At 49.7% G+C, this 18,245-nt stretch carries 18 protein-coding genes; 14 read left to right on the forward strand and 4 right to left on the reverse strand.

What is annotated here, in order from left to right; translation table 11 throughout:
* Window positions 1–43: 43 nt before the first annotated feature.
* The 7 genes from dusB (at window position 44) to BLR06_RS12515 (ending at window position 6,847) form a co-directional block, all read left to right on the forward strand.
* A complete protein-coding gene (gene dusB, locus BLR06_RS12485; protein WP_092073702.1) occupies window positions 44–1,033 on the forward strand; it encodes a tRNA dihydrouridine synthase DusB in 990 nt (329 codons plus the stop codon).
* A gap of 202 nt (window positions 1,034–1,235) precedes the next feature.
* Window positions 1,236–1,757: a transcriptional regulator gene (locus BLR06_RS12490; RefSeq protein ID WP_092073704.1), complete on the forward strand. Its 522-nt coding sequence runs from the start codon at window positions 1,236–1,238 to the stop codon at window positions 1,755–1,757.
* A 20-nt stretch (window positions 1,758–1,777) separates the two neighbouring features.
* Window positions 1,778–2,683: a quinate 5-dehydrogenase gene (locus BLR06_RS12495; protein ID WP_092073706.1), complete on the forward strand. Its 906-nt coding sequence runs from the start codon at window positions 1,778–1,780 to the stop codon at window positions 2,681–2,683.
* Window positions 2,684–2,698: 15 nt separating this feature from the next.
* Window positions 2,699–3,793 carry a saccharopine dehydrogenase NADP-binding domain-containing protein gene (locus BLR06_RS12500; RefSeq protein ID WP_092073708.1) on the forward strand — a complete coding sequence of 365 codons (1,095 nt, stop codon included), beginning with the start codon at window positions 2,699–2,701 and terminating at the stop codon, window positions 3,791–3,793.
* Window positions 3,794–4,092: 299 nt separating this feature from the next.
* Window positions 4,093–4,572 (forward strand): transcription elongation factor GreA, encoded by a 480-nt coding sequence (gene greA / locus BLR06_RS12505; RefSeq protein ID WP_092073710.1) that lies wholly within the window; start codon window positions 4,093–4,095, stop codon window positions 4,570–4,572.
* Window positions 4,573–4,601: 29 nt separating this feature from the next.
* On the forward strand, window positions 4,602–6,092 hold the full coding sequence (lysS, locus tag BLR06_RS12510) for a lysine--tRNA ligase (RefSeq protein WP_092073712.1): 1,491 nt from the start codon (window positions 4,602–4,604) through the stop codon (window positions 6,090–6,092).
* Between the two features lie 173 nt (window positions 6,093–6,265).
* Window positions 6,266–6,847, forward strand: a complete 582-nt coding sequence (locus BLR06_RS12515; RefSeq protein ID WP_092073714.1) for a beta-class carbonic anhydrase — start codon at window positions 6,266–6,268, stop codon at window positions 6,845–6,847.
* Between the two features lie 118 nt (window positions 6,848–6,965).
* Here BLR06_RS12515 and speD read toward each other — a convergent pair whose 3' ends face one another.
* Window positions 6,966–7,418, reverse strand: coding sequence for an adenosylmethionine decarboxylase (gene speD, locus BLR06_RS12520; RefSeq protein ID WP_092073716.1), 453 nt, complete (start codon window positions 7,416–7,418; stop codon window positions 6,966–6,968).
* A gap of 247 nt (window positions 7,419–7,665) precedes the next feature.
* Between speD and BLR06_RS12530 the strand changes: the two genes are divergently transcribed.
* The 7 genes from BLR06_RS12530 (at window position 7,666) to disA (ending at window position 16,210) form a co-directional block, all read left to right on the forward strand.
* Entirely contained in the window at window positions 7,666–8,604 is a 939-nt protein-coding gene (locus BLR06_RS12530) for a nitronate monooxygenase (protein WP_092073720.1), read from the forward strand.
* 343 nt (window positions 8,605–8,947) lie between these two features.
* Window positions 8,948–9,394 (forward strand): CtsR family transcriptional regulator, encoded by a 447-nt coding sequence (locus BLR06_RS12535; protein WP_092073722.1) that lies wholly within the window; start codon window positions 8,948–8,950, stop codon window positions 9,392–9,394.
* Between the two features lie 13 nt (window positions 9,395–9,407).
* Window positions 9,408–9,917: a UvrB/UvrC motif-containing protein gene (locus tag BLR06_RS12540; RefSeq protein ID WP_092073724.1), complete on the forward strand. Its 510-nt coding sequence runs from the start codon at window positions 9,408–9,410 to the stop codon at window positions 9,915–9,917.
* 11 nt (window positions 9,918–9,928) lie between these two features.
* Window positions 9,929–11,020 (forward strand): protein arginine kinase, encoded by a 1,092-nt coding sequence (locus BLR06_RS12545; RefSeq protein ID WP_092073726.1) that lies wholly within the window; start codon window positions 9,929–9,931, stop codon window positions 11,018–11,020.
* 1 nt (window position 11,021) lies between these two features.
* A complete protein-coding gene (locus tag BLR06_RS12550; RefSeq protein ID WP_092073728.1) occupies window positions 11,022–13,502 on the forward strand; it encodes an ATP-dependent Clp protease ATP-binding subunit in 2,481 nt (826 codons plus the stop codon).
* Between the two features lie 57 nt (window positions 13,503–13,559).
* The gene (radA, locus tag BLR06_RS12555; RefSeq protein WP_092073730.1) at window positions 13,560–14,924 is read left to right on the forward strand and encodes a DNA repair protein RadA; all 1,365 of its coding nucleotides are present in this window, start codon (window positions 13,560–13,562) and stop codon (window positions 14,922–14,924) included.
* A 203-nt stretch (window positions 14,925–15,127) separates the two neighbouring features.
* Complete coding sequence (disA, locus tag BLR06_RS12560; RefSeq protein WP_092073732.1) at window positions 15,128–16,210, forward strand: DNA integrity scanning diadenylate cyclase DisA; 1,083 nt, start codon at window positions 15,128–15,130, stop codon at window positions 16,208–16,210.
* A gap of 1 nt (window position 16,211) precedes the next feature.
* Here the strand turns inward: disA and BLR06_RS12565 are convergent, their stop codons facing one another.
* From BLR06_RS12565 to BLR06_RS12575, 3 genes are all read right to left on the reverse strand, one after another.
* Entirely contained in the window at window positions 16,212–16,526 is a 315-nt protein-coding gene (locus BLR06_RS12565) for a stage II sporulation protein P (RefSeq protein ID WP_092073734.1), read from the reverse strand.
* 17 nt (window positions 16,527–16,543) lie between these two features.
* On the reverse strand, window positions 16,544–17,665 hold the full coding sequence (spoIIP, locus tag BLR06_RS12570) for a stage II sporulation protein P (protein WP_092073736.1): 1,122 nt from the start codon (window positions 17,663–17,665) through the stop codon (window positions 16,544–16,546).
* 153 nt (window positions 17,666–17,818) lie between these two features.
* The gene (locus tag BLR06_RS12575; protein WP_092073738.1) at window positions 17,819–18,214 is read right to left on the reverse strand and encodes a nucleoside triphosphate pyrophosphohydrolase family protein; all 396 of its coding nucleotides are present in this window, start codon (window positions 18,212–18,214) and stop codon (window positions 17,819–17,821) included.
* Window positions 18,215–18,245: the final 31 nt, after the last annotated feature.

An 18,245-nucleotide genomic window follows, 5' to 3' on the forward strand; every position in this document is an offset into this window, starting at 1 on the left:
GCGGTTATAATAAATTGTATTTACATCGGTAAGGAGCGATACTATGAGAATCGGTAGTCTTGAACTGGTCAATCCGGTGATTTTAGCGCCGATGGCCGGGGTGACCGATTTGCCGTTTCGTCTGTTGGCCAGGGAAATGGGCTGTGGTCTGGTCTATTCGGAAATGATCAGTGACAAAGGCTTGCTTTATCAAAACCGCCACACCCTGGAGATGCTGAAAAGCCATGACCGGGAACGGCCGGTTGCCGTCCAGATATTTGGCGCTGATCCGGCTTGTATGGCCCAGGCCGCCAAAATTGTCGCGGCCACCGGGGCGGCTGATGTCATTGATATTAATATGGGATGTCCGACACCAAAAATTGTTAAAAACGGCGAGGGATCGGCGCTTTTGCGCCAGCCTGAGTCAGCCTATGAAATTATGGCTGCTGTAGCCGCTGCTGTGGATTTACCGGTAACCGTAAAAATTCGCAAAGGCTGGGACGACAAGTCGGTAAACGCCGTTCAAATGGCCAGGCTGGCCGAACGGGCGGGTATTGCCGCAATTGCTGTTCACGGCCGGACCCGGGAACAGTTTTACAGCGGCCAGGCTGACTGGGGGATTATTCGTGAGGTCAAGCAAAGCGTTGGTATTCCGGTCATTGGCAACGGCGATGTTCGTTCACCGCAGGATGCGGCGCAAATGCTGGCTCAAACCAACTGTGACGCCATTATGATTGGTCGCGGCAGTCAGGGCAATCCCTGGTTGTTTAAACAAGTGGTGCATTATTTGGCTACCGGGCAATTCTTAGCAGCTCCGTCGTTAGATGAGCGGCTGACAGTTCTATTTCGACATTTGGACAGGCTTGTTGCGTATAAAGGAGAATATGTCGGTATCAGAGAAATGCGGCGCCATGCCGCCTGGTACACAAAAGGGCTGCCTCATTCGGCCGAATTGCGGCTAAGGTTTAATCAGGCGGAGTCCGAAGCGGAGTTCAGGAAAATTTTACTCCAGATACCGGCGCTTACCGGCTTGGCATACGACGGCAATCATTGACTGAAAGAGGTATCAATCAGAGTAGTTTACCGGCGAGGCTTGTTCTGCAGCCGGGGGAGCTATTTGCTGTACAGGTTTGTGAATTTCCAGTTTTAGTGTTAAAATATGTATATCACGTATGTACACAACATTGTGTACATATACTATAGCTGGAACTGGATTTTGCTGATGATATTGAGTACATAGCGGGAGTTGAGTCTGGATGCTGCTGAGGATTGGCGATAAGATAATCAACCGTCAAAAGATTTATCAGGTGATTGATGAGGCGCTGGAGCTGCGGAGTAAAGGCTCGTCTCAGCAGGATACGGCCAAGCGGGTTGGCCTTGACCGGACGGTGATATCCAAACTTGAGAGTCTGGGAGAAATACGCAAAGGCGGCCGGATTGCCCTGGTTGGTTTCCCGATCGAAAACTGCGAGGAACTGGGCCGAATTGCCGGCCAGCAGGGAATTGATTATTGTCTGTTGATGTCGGAACGCGAACGCTGGGATTATGTTGAGAGTAAATCCGGCGTGCAGTTGTTTAATCAGGTAATGGAGATTGTTGCCATGCTCCGGCAGTACGATGTTGTCATCATAATTGGTTCCAATATGCGTATTAAGCTAATGGAGGCCTTGCTGGACAAGGAAGTCATCGGTATAAACATTGGCGAGTCGCCGATTGCAGAGGATAAATATGTTGAGCCGGAGCAATTAATGCATATTGTCAGGCAGCTCAGGTTTTAATAAGGGCTAAGGGGGCAATCATGAAGCGTGTGGTAAGTATCAGCCTGGGCTCGTCCAAACGTAATCATAAAACGGTTGTAAAGCTTGGCAGGGATACTTTTTGTATTGAACGTATCGGCGTCGACGGGGATAAACAAAAGGCGATTGAGCTGATCGGCAATTTGGACGGAAGCGTTGATGCATTCGGATTGGGCGGTACCGACCTCTATATTTATGCCGGCAACCGGCGTTATACTTTCCGGGAGTCGGCGAAGATTGCGGCTGCAGCTAAAATTACGCCGATTGTTGACGGCAGCGGATTGAAAAACACACTGGAACGGCGGGTGGTAAATTATTTAGCCCGTCACGAGGATATCAGGTTTAAGCGCAAGCCGGTACTGGTTATGTGCGCGGTTGACCGTTTCGGGCTGGCTGAGGCTCTGGTTGAGGCCGGCAGCCAGACCGTTTTCGGTGATCTCATGTTTGGGTTAGGCCTCGAACTGCCCATTCGTACATTGGACGGCTTAGCACGATTAGCCCGGGTCATTGCGCCGGTGATAACGAAGCTGCCGGTCCGCTGGTTTTATCCGACCGGCGACCGGCAAAATGAAACAAAGCCACGCTTCCGGGCCTATTTTGCGGCAGCCGAGATGATCGCCGGCGACTTTCATTTTATTCGCCGGCATATGCCGGAGTGTTTAGACGGCAAGCTGATCATTACCAACACTGTGACTGCCGAAGATGAATTACTGCTGAAAGAGCGCGGGGTTCGTACACTGGTAACAACCACTCCCGATATGGGCGGGCGTTCTTTTGGCACCAATGCCCTGGAAGGAATGCTTGTGGCCGCCGCCGGTAAGCGACCGGAAGAACTGACGGCTAATGAGTATGAAAATTTATTAAATGAGTTTGGCATTGCGCCCCGGATCAAGCACTTTGACCGGTGAAAGGGGGATTCACCTTTGGAGAGGTTTGCATTTATATTGCATCCGCTGACAGCGAAAGATTTTGCCCGTAAATTTCCCATTGCAAAAAAATGCTCTGATGGGTTTCTTGAAGGGATTATGAAGCATATTCCGCCGATAAAGGTTTCGCATATTACGGGACTGAGATCCCCTTACGCACAGGGCGAGGGCTGGTTTGTGGCTTGCCCGCTGACGTCCCGGCAAATGCTGGACCTGCCGGAGCAATATGTATTGAATAAAATTATCAAAGCAGGACGAATGGCTGAGAAATTAGGAGCAAAAATTGTCGGACTGGGGGCTTTTTCATCTATTGTCGGCGATGCAGGGGTTACCATTGCCAAAAACCTTAATATTGCCGTAACGACAGGCAACAGCTATACGGTAGCGACAGCACTGGAGGGTACGCGCGAAGCGGCGAAGGTGATGGGAGTGGAACTGGAACGGGCCAATGTGCTCATTCTTGGAGCGACCGGCTCAATCGGCGCAGCCTGCGCCCAGATTTTAGCGCAGGAGATCAGATTTCTTACCTTGGCGGCCAGGAATGAAGCCAAGCTGGAAAAAATTGCCGAGCAAATTTTACGGACGACAGGTTTAGCGGTCAGGGTGACGGCAAATACTAAGGCTGCAATAAAAGCAGCCGATATCATCATTGCTGTAACCAGTGCAGTTGACAGTATTATTGAGCCTGAGGACCTAAAGCCGGGCGCTATTGTCTGTGACGTATCCCGGCCGCGCAATGTTTCCCGCAGTGTGGCGCAAATGCGCAATGATGTGTTGGTTATTGAAGGCGGAGTTGTTGAAGTACCGGGAGATATCAGTTTTGGCCTTAATTTTGGTTTTCCTGAAGGCACCGCCTATGCCTGCATGGCCGAAACAATGATTCTAGCTCTTGAACAGCGCTATGAGAATTTCACGATAGGCCGCAATTTAACGGTCAAACAAATTGAAACAATCACGCAGCTGGCAAAAAAGCATGGGTTCAAGCTTGCCGGTCTGCGAAGCTTTGAATGCGCCCTGACCTACGAGGAAATTAGTTCAATAAAAAATAACGCCATGATTGCTATGGAAGCCAAATGCCGGAGTATTAGCTAGAAATTATTGACAAAAGCTGTTTTTAAACATATAATATTGCAATAAGTAAGTAAGGAAGGAATAGCCTGGCATGTTTAGCACAGGTCTGGTTGTTTACAGATCATCCTAAGTAGCAGCAGTTTTGGTCATTCTTGTACTGTAGGAAAGCGCATAGCTTCCGATAGTATGAAAAGTGTCAAGTTATACTTGACACTATTTATATTGTCTGTCAGGCTTATATTCAAAGAATTTTACTGTCATAACAGGTTTGGTCCGAATACTATAGTAGAGATTAACATGCACAAAAGGAGAGCAATACCATGGCTGAAAAGCAGATTATGCTTACTTTAGAAGGATTAAAAAAGCTGGAGCAAAAGCTGGAGCATCTGAAAACCGTTCGCCGCACCGATGTGGCGGAGCGAATTAAACAAGCGATTGAGTTTGGCGATATCAGCGAAAATTCCGAGTATGAAGATGCTAAAAATGAGCAGGCTTTTATTGAAGGGGAAATCATGACCCTGGAAAAAATGCTTCGCAACAGCAAGATTATTGAGGAAGGCGATATTGGCACCGATGTCGTCAGCATTGGTTGTATAGTCAGACTCAAAGATTTGGAATTTGATGAGGATCTGGAGTATTCAATTGTAGGTTCAGCCGAGGCCGATCCTACGGAGTTTAAAATATCCAACGAATCACCGGTGGGCCAGGCTATTTTAGGCCAAAAGGTCGGCAGCGTTGTCGAAGTAAATGTTCCGGCCGGTGTGCTGAAATATGAAGTATTAGAAATTAAGCGGCAGTAACGCGGCATCATTGGGGGAGAGCTTTAGCAATGTCAGAAGTAAATGAGCAAGAAATTCAACGCGAAGAACTGAATGAAATTATGCAGGTCAGACGGGAAAAAATGTCAGCTATTGCGGCGCAGGGGATTGAGCCGTTTGGCCGTAAATTTCATTTTACGCATCACGCGGCCGATATCCTGGCCGGTTTTGAAAGCCTGGAAGGTCAAACGGTACGTTTAGCGGGGCGCATTACGGCCATCCGCGGGCATGGCAAGGCCAGTTTTATTCATTTGATGGACATGTCCGGTAAGATTCAATTGTATCTGCGTCAGGATGTTTTAGGCAAAGAAGCCTATGCCCAATTCCAGTTATGGGACATTGGCGATATCATTGGCGTAGAAGGCGTTGTATTCAGAACGCAGCGCGGTGAAATAAGCGTTAAGGCCGTCAGTGTGGAATTCCAGGCTAAATCCCTGCGCCCGCTGCCCGAAAAGTGGCATGGCCTAAAGGATGTTGAAACCCGCTACCGGCAAAGATACCTGGATCTTATTGTCAACCCTGACGTACGGAATACTTTTGTATTGCGCAGTAAAATTGTGAAAAGCCTGAGACAGTTTCTCGACAATGAGGGCTTTTTGGAAGTTGAAACTCCAATGATGCAGCCAATCGCCGGCGGAGCGGCCGCCCGGCCCTTTATCACCTATCACAATGCGCTGGATATGAATTTATATTTGCGGATAGCGCCGGAGCTTTATCTAAAACGGCTAATTGTCGGCGGCTTTGAGAAAGTTTATGAAGTTAACCGCTCTTTCCGGAATGAAGGCATTTCCATTCGCCATAATCCTGAATTTACGATGGCTGAAATTTATCAGGCCTTTACCGATTACGAGGATGTCATGCGACTAACTGAGCGGATTATCGCCAGCATCGCCCAGGATGTACTGGGGACTACGAAAATTACCTACCAGGAGCAGGAAATTGAACTGGCCCCGCCCTGGAACCGGCTGAGTATGACCGAGGCGGTAAAAAAATATACCGGCGCTGATTTTTCTGTTGTTATAACATTGGAGGAAGCGCGGGCGGCCGCCGACCGGCTGGGAGTTAAATATGAGAAAAAAGACGGCATTGGCGGTATATTAAATCGCGTGTTTGAAGAGAAGGTTGAGGAACATCTGATTCAGCCGACCTTTATTACCGGCCATCCAACCGAAATTTCGCCGCTGGCTAAACGCAATAAGGACAATCCGGAAATTACCGACCGGTTTGAGGCCTTTGTCTTTGCCCGTGAAATGGCGAATGGTTTTTCTGAGCTGAATGATCCCATTGATCAGGAGAGCCGTTTTTCAGCCCAGGCGGCTCAGCGTGAATCCGGCGACGATGAAGCCCATATGATGGATGCCGATTATATCACCGCTCTGGAATACGGCATGCCCCCAACGGGAGGGCTCGGCATTGGCATTGACCGTCTGGTTATGTTATTGACCAACAGTTACTCCATCCGGGATGTATTGCTTTTCCCGCATATGCGCCACCGGGATTAATCTGCTTTCTGTATACACCGAAACACTCATCGGCTGATGAGTGTTTCGATGTATACGATAAACGATGAAATTCTCAGACTTTTCCGGCTGTTTATGCTTCCATTTACACCTGAAAGTTTTTTATATATAATTTGAATATACTGCATTTTTAGAGGCATGATGGAGGATTGGCGATGAATATACTGGAACAAATCCTACAGGCAAATAAAAGCTTTATTAAGAATCTGCCTTCTGATCCGCTGCGAACTTACTCGCCAAACAGTAAGTTTCCCAACCGGCGTTTAGCGCTGTTCACCTGTATGGATACAAGGTTGGTGGAATTTCTGGAACCGGCTTTGGGCATTGGCCGCGGTGAGGCCAAAATTATAAAAAATGCCGGCAATACCATTACCGGGCCATTCGAGGCTACCATCCGCAGCTTGATTGTGGGCATTTTTGAGCTGGATGTCAATGAAGTGATTGTGATTGGTCATTATGACTGCGGCATAGCCCATACCAGCTCCCGGGAGCTAACAGCCAAAATGCTGGCCCGCGGCATTGCGCCTGAGGCTATTAAAATGGTTGAAGGGGAACTGGAGCAATGGCTTGACAAATTCCATCATCCGGTTGAGAATGTGGAACAGGCAGTAGCTAAAATCAGAACCAATCCTTTAATCCCGGACGATGTGCCTATTCATGGCCTGATGTTCGATCCGGCAATTGGCGAAATCGAAATTGTAGTTGATGGCTACAAGGTTATCGCTGACCGCGCCTAATTGGCATTGAGGCCAAGCTGGAGGATTGTCTTCGGTTTGGCTATTATTGTCGTAGCGCCCTTACTGCTGGTCATAGAAAAAACCACCGCTCTGGCAGTGGTCGGCAACTGGAACTTTTTTACTTGGAACGGGACAGCATTTTGATTACTCTGGCTCCGGTGTTGCGAATGCGGCGCAACGGGGCGACGCTTATTTTGATTTTGGGCCTCATGTCTTTTTCTGACCCAAAATCACCGCGTTTGATATGCGTTGTTTTTGTTTTTTCCGGTTTAAGGAAAGTTTTCAGCACTGCCACGGCTCTATCCGGGCGGCTATGGTCGCCGCAGGTAAAAACATCAACTGCCGCATAGCCCAGCTCAGGGTAGGTATGAATACTCATATGACTTTCAGCCAATAGCGCCAGAGCCGTCAGTCCCTGCGGCTCAAACTTAAAGGAAGAAAAATCCAGCAAGGTCATATTTGCTTCTTTTACAGCAGTAAGCATGGCATTTTTAACAAACTCAAGATTATTTAAGGCGTCAAAATTACAGCCGTACATATCAACAGTAAGATGTTTGCCAATGATTTTCATCACATCGCCCCTTTTTAAGATCCTGATGGTGAAGGCCTGATAAAATAACAAGTTTTACCGGGATAATGAGTATAAGTGCAGTTGCTTTTCAGTATTATACAATTTTTCATTATAGATTGCTTGACCATAATTGTAAAGAAGATTTTTTAATTCCTCGTTCAGCAGCTGATTTTGCATTGGCAGGAATACACGCTGTTGTATAAAAATTACCCATAAAATACTATGTTTAATCAAAGGAGATATGTTCATGAACACAGCATTAACTGCATTGTTGAAGATTAAGTATCCGGTTTTTCAGGGCGCTATGGCCTGGATTTCCGACGGGAAGCTGGCGGCTGCGGTATCCGAGGCCGGCGGCGCCGGCATTATTTCCACTGGCGGACGCGATACTGCTTTCGTCCGTGAGCAGATAAGGCTGGCTAAGTCCCTGACCGATAAGCCGTTTGGCGTTAATATTATGCTGATGGCTCCGAATAAAGAGGAAGTTGTTGATGTCATCTGCGAAGAGAAGGTGGCTTTTGTCACCTTGGGGGCCGGCAATCCTGTGCCGTTTTTTGAAAAACTGGATCAGGCCGGTGTGAAAAAAATCCCGGTGGTGCCCAATGTTAAGCTGGCGAAGAGAGTGCAGGACGCCGGCGCTGATGCGGTAGTGATTGAGGGCATGGAGGCTGGCGGCCATATTGGCGCTTTGACCAGCATGGCGCTCATGACCCAGGTAATTCCTGAGGTTAGCATACCGGTGGTGGCTGCGGGCGGTTTTGCCGATGGCCGCGGTTTGGCGGCTGCTCTGGTTATGGGAGCCGCCGGTGTGCAGATCGGCACAAGATTCCTGTTAGCTGTAGAATGCGCAGTTCATTCCAAAGTTAAACAAAAACTGATTGATGCAGTGGATACCGACACCATCGTAACCGGACAAAGTATCGGGCATGCTGTTCGCGGGCTGAAAAATAAATTCTCTCTGAATTTTGTTGAATTGGAGCAACAGGGAACGCCTGAGGAGCAATTGATTAAGCTTGCAACCGGCACTAACCGTCTGGCGGCTGTGGACGGAGATATTGAGAATGGCATGATTCAGGCCGGCCAGTCCTTGCTGCCGCTCAAACAGATAGAGCCGGCCAGGGATATCCTTGAACGCATCGTCAGGGAAGCGCAGGCTGTATTGGTTAAAGCGCCTGAACTTGTATAAAGGGAAGCTTATAGCCTGGCTGTTAACAATAGGTGACGGCGCAATAAATATGGGTAAAGGGAAGAGGGCGCAGGCCCTCTTTTTTTACGAATAGCAGGGGACGTATCTGCCACACTATAATAGTACTACTAAATTTCAGCCTCTGGCGGCATAACAAGCTCCGTCCCGGACTGCGGCAGTTCATAATTTGAGGGCATTCCGGCAATAATGAGGAAAGAATTTGAATATAGTTCCCTTTTTTTGAAAAAATACTTGATAAAGGTCAAAAAGTCAAATATAATATAGGCAAAGGTCAAAAAGTCAAAAAATGATCTTAATGCAATACAGACAGAAGGTGATATGGATGAGCAACCTTGCTGATTTTATTGAAGAATATATTTTGCGGCGCATATCAGCAGAACAAAATAATATAGTTATATTGCGACGTAATGAGATTGCTGAGGAAATTGAGTGTGCACCGTCTCAGATCAGCTATGTGCTTAATACCCGCTTTACCATTGACCGCGGCTTTTTGGTGGAATCAAGGCGGGGGTCGGGCGGCTTTATCCGGATTGCCCGCGTGCCCATTCAAAATATGATTTATCAAAATATAGCCGAGCAAATAGATGACGCCACTTCTTTTGCTGAAATTAAAGAAATTGTGCGTTATCTGACTGCCAATAGTCTGATTAACGGCCGGGAAGCGGCGCTGATTATGCAGGTGGCAACGTTTATGTTTCAAAAAGCGGCGCCGCAGGAACGGGTTGGCTTATTACGTTCAGTCTTTTTGACTTTAGCTGATTTTACGTGAGGAGGCATCAGATATGCTTTGCGATGATTGCAAGAAAAGACCGGCCTGTGTACACATTACGAAAATAACCAATAATCAAAAAATGGATAAATATTTATGTGAACAATGTGCAAGGGAAAGCGGTGAGCTGGTTTTTTCCACAGATCATACATTTTCCGTACATGATTTTCTTAAAGGCATGTTCAGCAATAGTCTGGCTGAAACGGCTCAGCCGCAGGATAAAGCCTGCGCAAATTGCGGCATGACCTACCGTGATTTCAGCCGGACAGGAAAAATTGGCTGCAGTTCGTGTTATGGTGTTTTTGGCGACAAGCTTGAGCCGTTATTGCGCCGTATTCATGGCGCCAGCAGCCATATTGGCAAAGTGCCAAAACGATCGGAAGGCGATCTCAAGCTCAGGCAGCGGGTGAAGGGGCTGCGGGAACGCCTGGAACAATATGTGTTGAATGAAGAGTACGAACAGGCGGCCGGTCTCAGGGATGAAATAAGGCAATTGGAGAAAGAACTCAATGCTAAGGATTAGGAGGAGCGAGCATGGCTTATGAATATTTATTGGATCAACCCCTTACTCCCTGGATGAACCATCCGGGCAAGGATGGCGACGTTGTATTGTCCAGCCGTATTCGCCTGGCGCGCAATATTTGTGAGCTTCCTTTTCCCAATAAGGCTGAAGCGGCCCAGTTAAGCAAGGTTGAGGACAAACTGGAGGGGCTGACTGAGGACTTGATGGCCGATACCGGTGATGACTATTTGTTCATTGCACTTGATAAATTAACGTCACTGGAACGGAATGTGCTTGTTGAGAAGCATATCATCAGTCCCAATCATGCCGCTCAGCCGGAAAACCGGGCGCTGCTTGTGAGCAATGACGCCACCGTCAGTGTGATGGTAAATGAAGAGGATCATTTGCGCATCCAATGCATGTTTCCGGGCTTGAACCTGGGTGATGCTTTGGTATTGGCTCATAAAATTGATGATACGCTGGAGGCCAGGCTCGATATCGCTTTCAATGAGCAGCTTGGTTATTTGACCGCCTGCCCGACCAATCTCGGTACAGGCCTGAGAGCTTCAGTCATGATGCATTTGCCTGGCCTGGTATTTACCAGGCAGATAACCAGGATTGTCAATGCCGCTACGCAGCTGGGCCTGGCGGTCCGGGGCTTTTACGGCGAAGGCACCGAGGCGGCAGGAAATATTTTTCAAATATCCAATCAAATAACGCTTGGCTTCAGCGAGCAGGAAATCATTGATAACCTGACCAGCGCCGTCAGGCAGATCCTTAATCATGAGCGGTCGGCGCGGCAGGCGTTATATAAGCACTCGCCGGTTGCGCTGACCGATAAAGTCTGGCGGGCCTATGGACTGCTTAAATATGCCCGCAGCATGTCCGGGCAAGAGGCGTTGTCCTTGTTAAGTGAGCTCAGGCTGGGCGTTGATCTGAATATCATTGACGCAATACGCCCCGCGCTGTTCAATGAACTGGTGGTGACAACCAGGCCCAATTATTTGCAGAAAATAATTGGCAATGACGACTTAAATCAATCGGAGTTAAACCGTTTTCGCGCCCAGCTTATCCGGGAGACGCTGGAGGCAATGGATCAAGACAATGCTAAAGGAGTGGTATAATATGTACAACAGATTTACCGGTAGAGCGATAAAAGTTCTGGAGTTAGCCCAGCAGGAAGCCGGAAGGCTGGGGCATGGGTATGTGGGCACTGAGCATTTGCTGCTGGGCCTGGTTCATGAAGGCGAAGGCGTGGCGGCCAAAGCGCTTGCCTCGATTCATATCAATCTCGCCGCAGTGCGGGCACAGACCGAGGCCTTAATCGGGCGGGGCGACAGCGCTTCCACTGAGATTGGCTATACGCCGCGGGCCAAGCAGGTGATGGAGCTGGCGGTAGAGGAGGCCAAGCTGCTGGGGCATAATTATATCGGGACTGAACATATCCTGCTTGGTCTGATCAGAGAAGGCGAAGGCGTTGCCGGCCGGGTGCTGGCAAGCCTGGGCGCTGATTTGAATGTGGTCAGGCAGGTGGTGATCAAAATGCTGGGCGGCGCCGATCATGCCGGGGCGGCTCCTCAGGCTAATAACGGCGCCCGCCCGGAGAACGCCAACGGCAATACGCCGAATTTAAACGAATTCGGCCGGGATTTGAATAGTCTAGCGAAAGAGGGCAAAATTGATCCGGTGGTGGGCCGGGATAATGAAATTGACCGGGTAATCCAAATCCTAAGCCGCCGGACCAAAAATAATCCGGTGCTGATTGGCGAGCCTGGCGTCGGTAAAACCGCGATTGCGGAGGGGCTGGCCCAGCGTATCGTTCAGGGTGCGGTTCCGGAGGTTTTGCGCGGCAAACGGGTTGTTTCGCTCAATATGGCTTCCCTGGTGGCCGGATCAAAATATCGCGGTGAATTTGAAGAACGCCTGAAAAAGGTGATGGAAGAAATCCGTACAGCCGGCAATGTGATTTTGTTTATTGATGAAATGCATACCTTGATTGGGGCCGGAGCGGCCGAGGGAGCAATCGATGCGGCGAATATCCTGAAACCGGCTCTGGCCAGGGGTGAATTGCAAGCCATTGGCGCAACCACCTTAAATGAATATAAAAAATACATTGAAAAAGACGCTGCCCTGGAGAGACGTTTCCAGCCCATTGTTGTAGGCGAACCGTCGGTAGAGGATGCCATTACCATTTTGCAGGGGATCCGCGACAAATACGAAGCGTTTCACCGGGCGCAGATTACTGATGAAGCAATTGACGCGGCCGTCAAATTATCCCATCGTTATATTTCAGACCGGTTTTTACCTGATAAGGCCATCGATTTAATGGATGAGGCGGCTTCCCGGGTGCGTTTGCAGTCTTTCTCGGCTCCGCCCGATATTCAGGATAGCGAAAAGAAGCTGGAAAAACTGCGGGCTGAAAAAGAAGCTGCCATTACTGCCCAGGAATATGAACGGGCGGCGCAGCTGCGCGATGAGGAAGGCCGGCTGAAAGCCGAGCTGGAAAGCAAACAGAAACAATGGCGGGAACGGCAGAGCGGGCGCAGTGTGGTTACCGCCGAGGATATTGCTCATGTGGTGGCGGCCTGGACAGGCATTCCGGTCGCACGAATGGCTGAAGGCGAGGCCGAGCGGCTGTTGAAACTGGAAGCTGTATTGCACAACCGTCTGATTGGACAGGAGGATGCCGTCAAGTCTGTAGCCCGGGCTGTGCGCAGAGCGCGGGCCGGCCTAAAAGATCCCAAACGCCCCATTGGTTCGTTTATCTTCCTGGGACCGACCGGCGTAGGCAAGACCGAACTGGCCAGAGCGCTGGCGGAAGCGTTGTTTGGCGACGAAAGTGCGATGATCAGACTGGATATGTCGGAATACATGGAAAAACATACGGTATCGCGGCTGGTGGGAGCTCCCCCCGGTTATGTCGGGTTTGATGAAGGCGGCCAGCTGACCGACGCGATCCGCCGGAAACCGTATGCCGTAATCCTGCTGGATGAAATCGAAAAGGCCCATTACGATGTCTTTAACATTCTGTTGCAGGTGCTGGAGGATGGGCGGCTGACTGACAGTCAGGGCAGAACGGTCGATTTTAAAAATACGGTGATTATTATGACTTCCAATGTTGGAGCCAAACACCTTAAGCAGGACAGCGGTACAATGGGTTTTTTAACCGACAGCCGGGCCGCTTCCGACCAAAATGCCAAGACACGGGTTCTCGATGAAGTAAAACGGACGTTCCGGCCTGAATTTCTCAACCGGGTTGACGAGCTGATTGTATTTAGCAGCCTGACCGATCATGAGCTGATCAAAATTGTGGACATTATGCTGGGCAGCGTTGCCGAACGGCTGGCTGATAACGGTATCGGGCTTACGATTACTGATAAAGCCAAAGGTGAGCTATTGAAGGAAGGCCGGGATTATGCCTATGGCGCCCGCCCGCTGCGCCGGGCTATTCAAAGGCTGATTGAAGATGAAATTGCCGATATGCTGCTGCGTCAGGAAGCTGTGGCCGGCGTTACGGTGGTTGTTGATGCCGATAGTGACGGCAAGCTGGTCTTCTCCCGTAGGGATTCCCAACCGGAATCGCCCGCAGTGCAGGAAATAAAATAACAAACAACGAAAAGCACTCTAATAAGAGTGCTTTTCGTTATTGAAGGGAGTTAACCTATGGGTAAACGTAAGACAGCTTTTTGTTGCCAGCAATGCGGTTATGATTCGCCCAAATGGCTGGGGCGCTGTCCGGGCTGCGGGGCCTGGAATACTATGGTGGAAGAAACGGTCAGGACTGAGCCGGTTCGGGGCGGGACGGGCGGTTTGGCCGGCGGTCGGCCGCCGGTGCCGATTGCGGAGGTGGAGGTGGCCGATATGCCCCGGTTTGCTACAGGCTCAGGTGAGCTGGACCGGGTGCTTGGCGGCGGGATTATCCCGGGTTCCATGGTGCTTATTGTTGGCGATCCCGGTGTCGGCAAATCCAGCCTGACCTTAAAAAACTGCGCCTATGTTGCTAAACACTCCGGCAAGGTGCTATACGTAACCGGGGAGGAAAGTGTCCGGCAGGTGCGTTTGCGGGCTGATCGCTTGGCTGCAATTGATGATCAGCTATATGTGTTAAGCGAAACCAATCTGGAGGTTATCGAACAGCAAACAATGAAGATGAATCCGAAGCTGCTGGTCATTGATTCCATTCAGACGATGTTCCGGCCGGAGCTGTCAAGCGCGCCCGGCAGTGTAAGCCAGGTGAGGGAAAGTGCGGTGCAGTTATTGCGTCTGGCGAAAAATAACGCTGTTGCAATCTTTGTGGTAGGGCATGTGACAAAAGACGGAGCGTTGGCCGGACCGCGCGTGCTGGAGCATATTGTAGATACGGTGTTATATTTTGAAGGGGAGCGCAATGCCCAGTTCAGGGTATTGCGGGCGGTGAAAAACCGGTTCGGCAGCACCAATGAAATTGGTCTGTTCGAGATGCGAAGCGAAGGTTTACTTGATGTACCTGACGCTTCCAAATTATTTTTATCCGAGCGGCCGATGGCTGTGCCGGGCAGTGTGGTTATTCCCACCGTTGAGGGTACCCGGCCGCTATTGGTGGAAATTCAGGCGCTTGTCAGCGACTCACCCTTCATGCCGCCGCGCCGAACGGCGGATTACGTTGATATCAAACGGATTCAGCTGCTGCTGGCGGTTTTGGAGAAACGGGTTGGAATGCTGCTGGGCACTTCCGACGTTTATGTTAAAATAGCCGGGGGCATTAAGGTGGATGAACCGGCAGTCGATTTAGGCCTTATCCTGGCGCTGGCGTCAAGCTTCCGCAACCGGCGTACGGCCGCTAACACCGTTCTTGTCGGTGAGGTGGGCCTGGCCGGTGAGGTCAGGGCGGTGTCGCAGGTTGAAGTGCGCCTGCGCGAGGCTGCTAAGATGGGTTTTAGCCGGATGATACTACCTAAAGGAAATTTAAAAAATTTACCCGATGGCGGGTCAATTGCCTTGGTGGGAGTGGAAACAGTGGCTGAAGCGCTGGAGGCCGGACTGGAATAAAGATTAAGTGAAAAAATTTAAAATCCGGAAGGATTTTTTAAAAATTTGGTGTAATGTTAAGCTATTATGAAAAATTTGGTAATGATTTGACCATAGCTGGATAAATAGTGCCTTGGCGTCATTTAAAACAGTGAGTATAAGTTTGCAAGGTACTGTGGCGATGATTATGAATGCAGCAAAGAGCGGTGTTGGAGGCAGTTAATATGACAATTATTAGAGTTGAACGGTTATGGGATGCGAAATTTATCAATATTATTAAGTCGCTGGCTCCGGGAATGCCGCTTAGAGAGGGTCTTGAAAATATTTTACGGGCAAAGATGGGGGCTTTGGTAGTCGTCGGCGACAGCCCGACCATTATGGATCTGGTCGATGGCGGTTTCTTGCTGAATTGCGATTATACCCCTTCTGCATTTTACGAATTGGCAAAAATGGATGGCGCAATTATTTTGTCGCATGACGCCAAAAGAATTCTATCGGCCAATGCTCAGCTGGTACCCGATTCGGCTATTGCCACTTCTGAGACCGGCACAAGACATAGAACCGCCGAGCGGGTGGCGCGCCAGACCGGAGCTTTGGTTGTTTCCATTTCCCAGCGGCGCAACCTTATTTCGGTGTATGTGGGCAATATAAGGTATGTGTTAAAGGACATCACGGTGATTTTAAACCGGGCGAATCAAGCCTTGCAAACGTTTGAAAAATATCAGGCTGTGCTGATGAAGGGGCTTACCCATTTGAATGGCCTGGAATTTGAAGATCTGGCGACAATGGCTGATGTTGCCGGCCCGCTTATCCGGGCTGAACAAGTCAGCAGAATCGCCAGAGAAGTGGAACGCAATATTATCGAACTGGGCACCGAAGGCCGTCTGGTTAGTATGCAGATGGCTGAGCTGGTTTCGGACGAAAATGACATTTATTATTTAATCAAGGATTACTGTCTGAGTGCGGACGAAAAAACGCATCATTCCATCCGGGAGCAGCTAGCCGCGCTGCCGGAGGAAACTTTGGATCCGCACACCGTCTGCCGTATTTTAGGTTTTGGGGTAACTGCCAATTCGGTGGATATGCCGGTGGTACCCCGTGGTTACCGGCTGCTGAGGCGTATTCCGCGCTTGCCGATGGCGGTGGTGGAAAACCTGGTGGAACGTTTTAAAACGCTCCACCACATTTATAACGCCAGTATTGCCGAACTGGACGATGTCGAGGGAATCGGCGAGGTTCGGGCCAAGTCAATAAAAGACGGTCTGAGAAGGCTGCGTGAGCAGGCCGTTCTGGACCGTTGTACGTGAGCTATTGATTTAAGTCGACATCCCGGACAAACCGGGCATAAGCCTGATTTCCTTCCACCCTGACGACCTGGTACAGTTTATTATCTTCCGACAGCACCTCATCGCCAATTCCGACGACCAATGGCACATACATCAAATGATTGCCTGTTTCTTCATCAACAATGATATAGTAATCGTACACTTTTTGCGGTGTTTGCTCAGGTTTCTGCTGGATGAGCAAAAAGTTTTCCAAAGGCAGGAGATGAATTGAACTAACCGCGATGCACCCAATCAGCAGCAGCGCTCCCGCGATTAGTAAAAGTCGCCGTTTGAGCATGCGAAGGCCTCCCTTCTTTACTTTCGCCGCCGGCGGGAGTTGAAAATATCCCTGAACTCGTATTTTATAAAACGATTTAATTTGTTTATTGCTTCGTTCCAGCTGCCGGTGCTAAGATACAGATAGCCAAGCCCGCCAATCACCACTGCGCCAATGATATACAGCAGGTCGCCGGCATAAGACTCTTCCGCCGGCGACTCCGCTGCGCCGGGCTGATCCGCCGCTCCTTCAACCGGCGAGGCGGAGGCGCTGTTGCGCGCGCTTATCTGCAAAATAGAAGGGACGACATCGGCCAGTAAAGCCACACTGTGCTCGGCGGCATCGCGGGAGTTATACTGTGTGCCAACTTCGACCAGCATGGCGCGGGGATTGAGGTCCTGGTTGTAATTGCCCCGGGCGACGAATATTCCTCTGATCAGGCCGCGATATTTGGCGTCAGCGGCTGCTTTGATCCGTTTGGCATAGTTTAACGTTGTCCGGCGGTTCTGGTTCTGCCATCCAACAACCAGCAGGATTTTTGCTGTCGGCTTGCCGTTAATTGTAACGCTGTAAGCACTTAACGGCCCGCTGTCGCGATGGAGATCAAATAAGGCGACCGGCTGATTTTGAAGCAGTTTCATAAAGGTCCGGCGGGAGCGGTGGTAAGCATTGGCGTCATGCGGATCATGCAGGGTCTTGCTGTGATTGACCTCATATCCAAGCTCTCTCAGCCGGTTGGTAAAAACATCGCCAACCAGCATAATGGTCCCCCGGCCGGGTATGGACGACCGTCCGTCGGTAGGGATGTAGGATTCGTCGGTATGCGTGTGATAGACGCTGATGATTGGCAAAGCCGGATTCGACTGGGTTTGAGCCGGTATGGCAGAGGCCTCCATTGCAATATCTGTTTCGGTTCGGATAAATCGGGCTTTGGCTGACAGGCCTTCTACGGCAGTCACTTCATACAGGTGGTTTTCTTCACTGATATATTGATCGCCAGGCCTGACGTTACGGCCGGTTTGCATAACAATCTCTCCGGCCTCATCAATAATGGTGATATAACCGGATTCAAGTTCATCACTGTCGCCGTCCGGCAAGCTGGCGTTGGCCGGTGCGCTGCAGATCAGCAGCAAGGCAATGAGAAAAGCAAAACAGCGCATGATAACACCTCTTCCTAGTACGGTGTCAGCTCAATCCAGGGAGGAATGCACCGGATTTAAAACTGCAACAGCACTAGCTATTGTTAGTCTTATCATGTCCTTTCGTTCGGCCGTTTATGTAATAAAAATGCAGCCGTGCGGCTGCATTACCGTTCAGGTCAAATGAAATACCCCGAGCGTATTGACATTTTTACATTCCTGCTGCATTACTTCAGCCAGGCTTACGCCGCCTAAGTTGCATAACGCTGTTAAGTAAAAAATACTATGCCCCAATTCCTTGCCAATGATTTCCTGACAGTGACTACACGGCTTGCCTGACAAATGGGAAGACATAAATTGCTTAATATTGCTATAGTCGGTATCGGAGGGTACTTGTTGACGGGAAGCGGTAACCTGCACACAACCGCATTCGGTTACGGCCTTGGCAAAGGCCCGATTAACGCGGGCGGCGGATTCCTGGTATTTCGTCAGTACATCTAAGACACTGCGATGACGGATAAGATAATCATCAACAGCGTTTTGAAAGTCAATGCAGCATTTATCATGCACGGTGAACACCTCGCTTTGAAATTATTATATA

Source organism: Dendrosporobacter quercicolus, assembly GCF_900104455.1.
GTDB lineage: Bacteria > Bacillota > Negativicutes > DSM-1736 > Dendrosporobacteraceae > Dendrosporobacter > Dendrosporobacter quercicolus.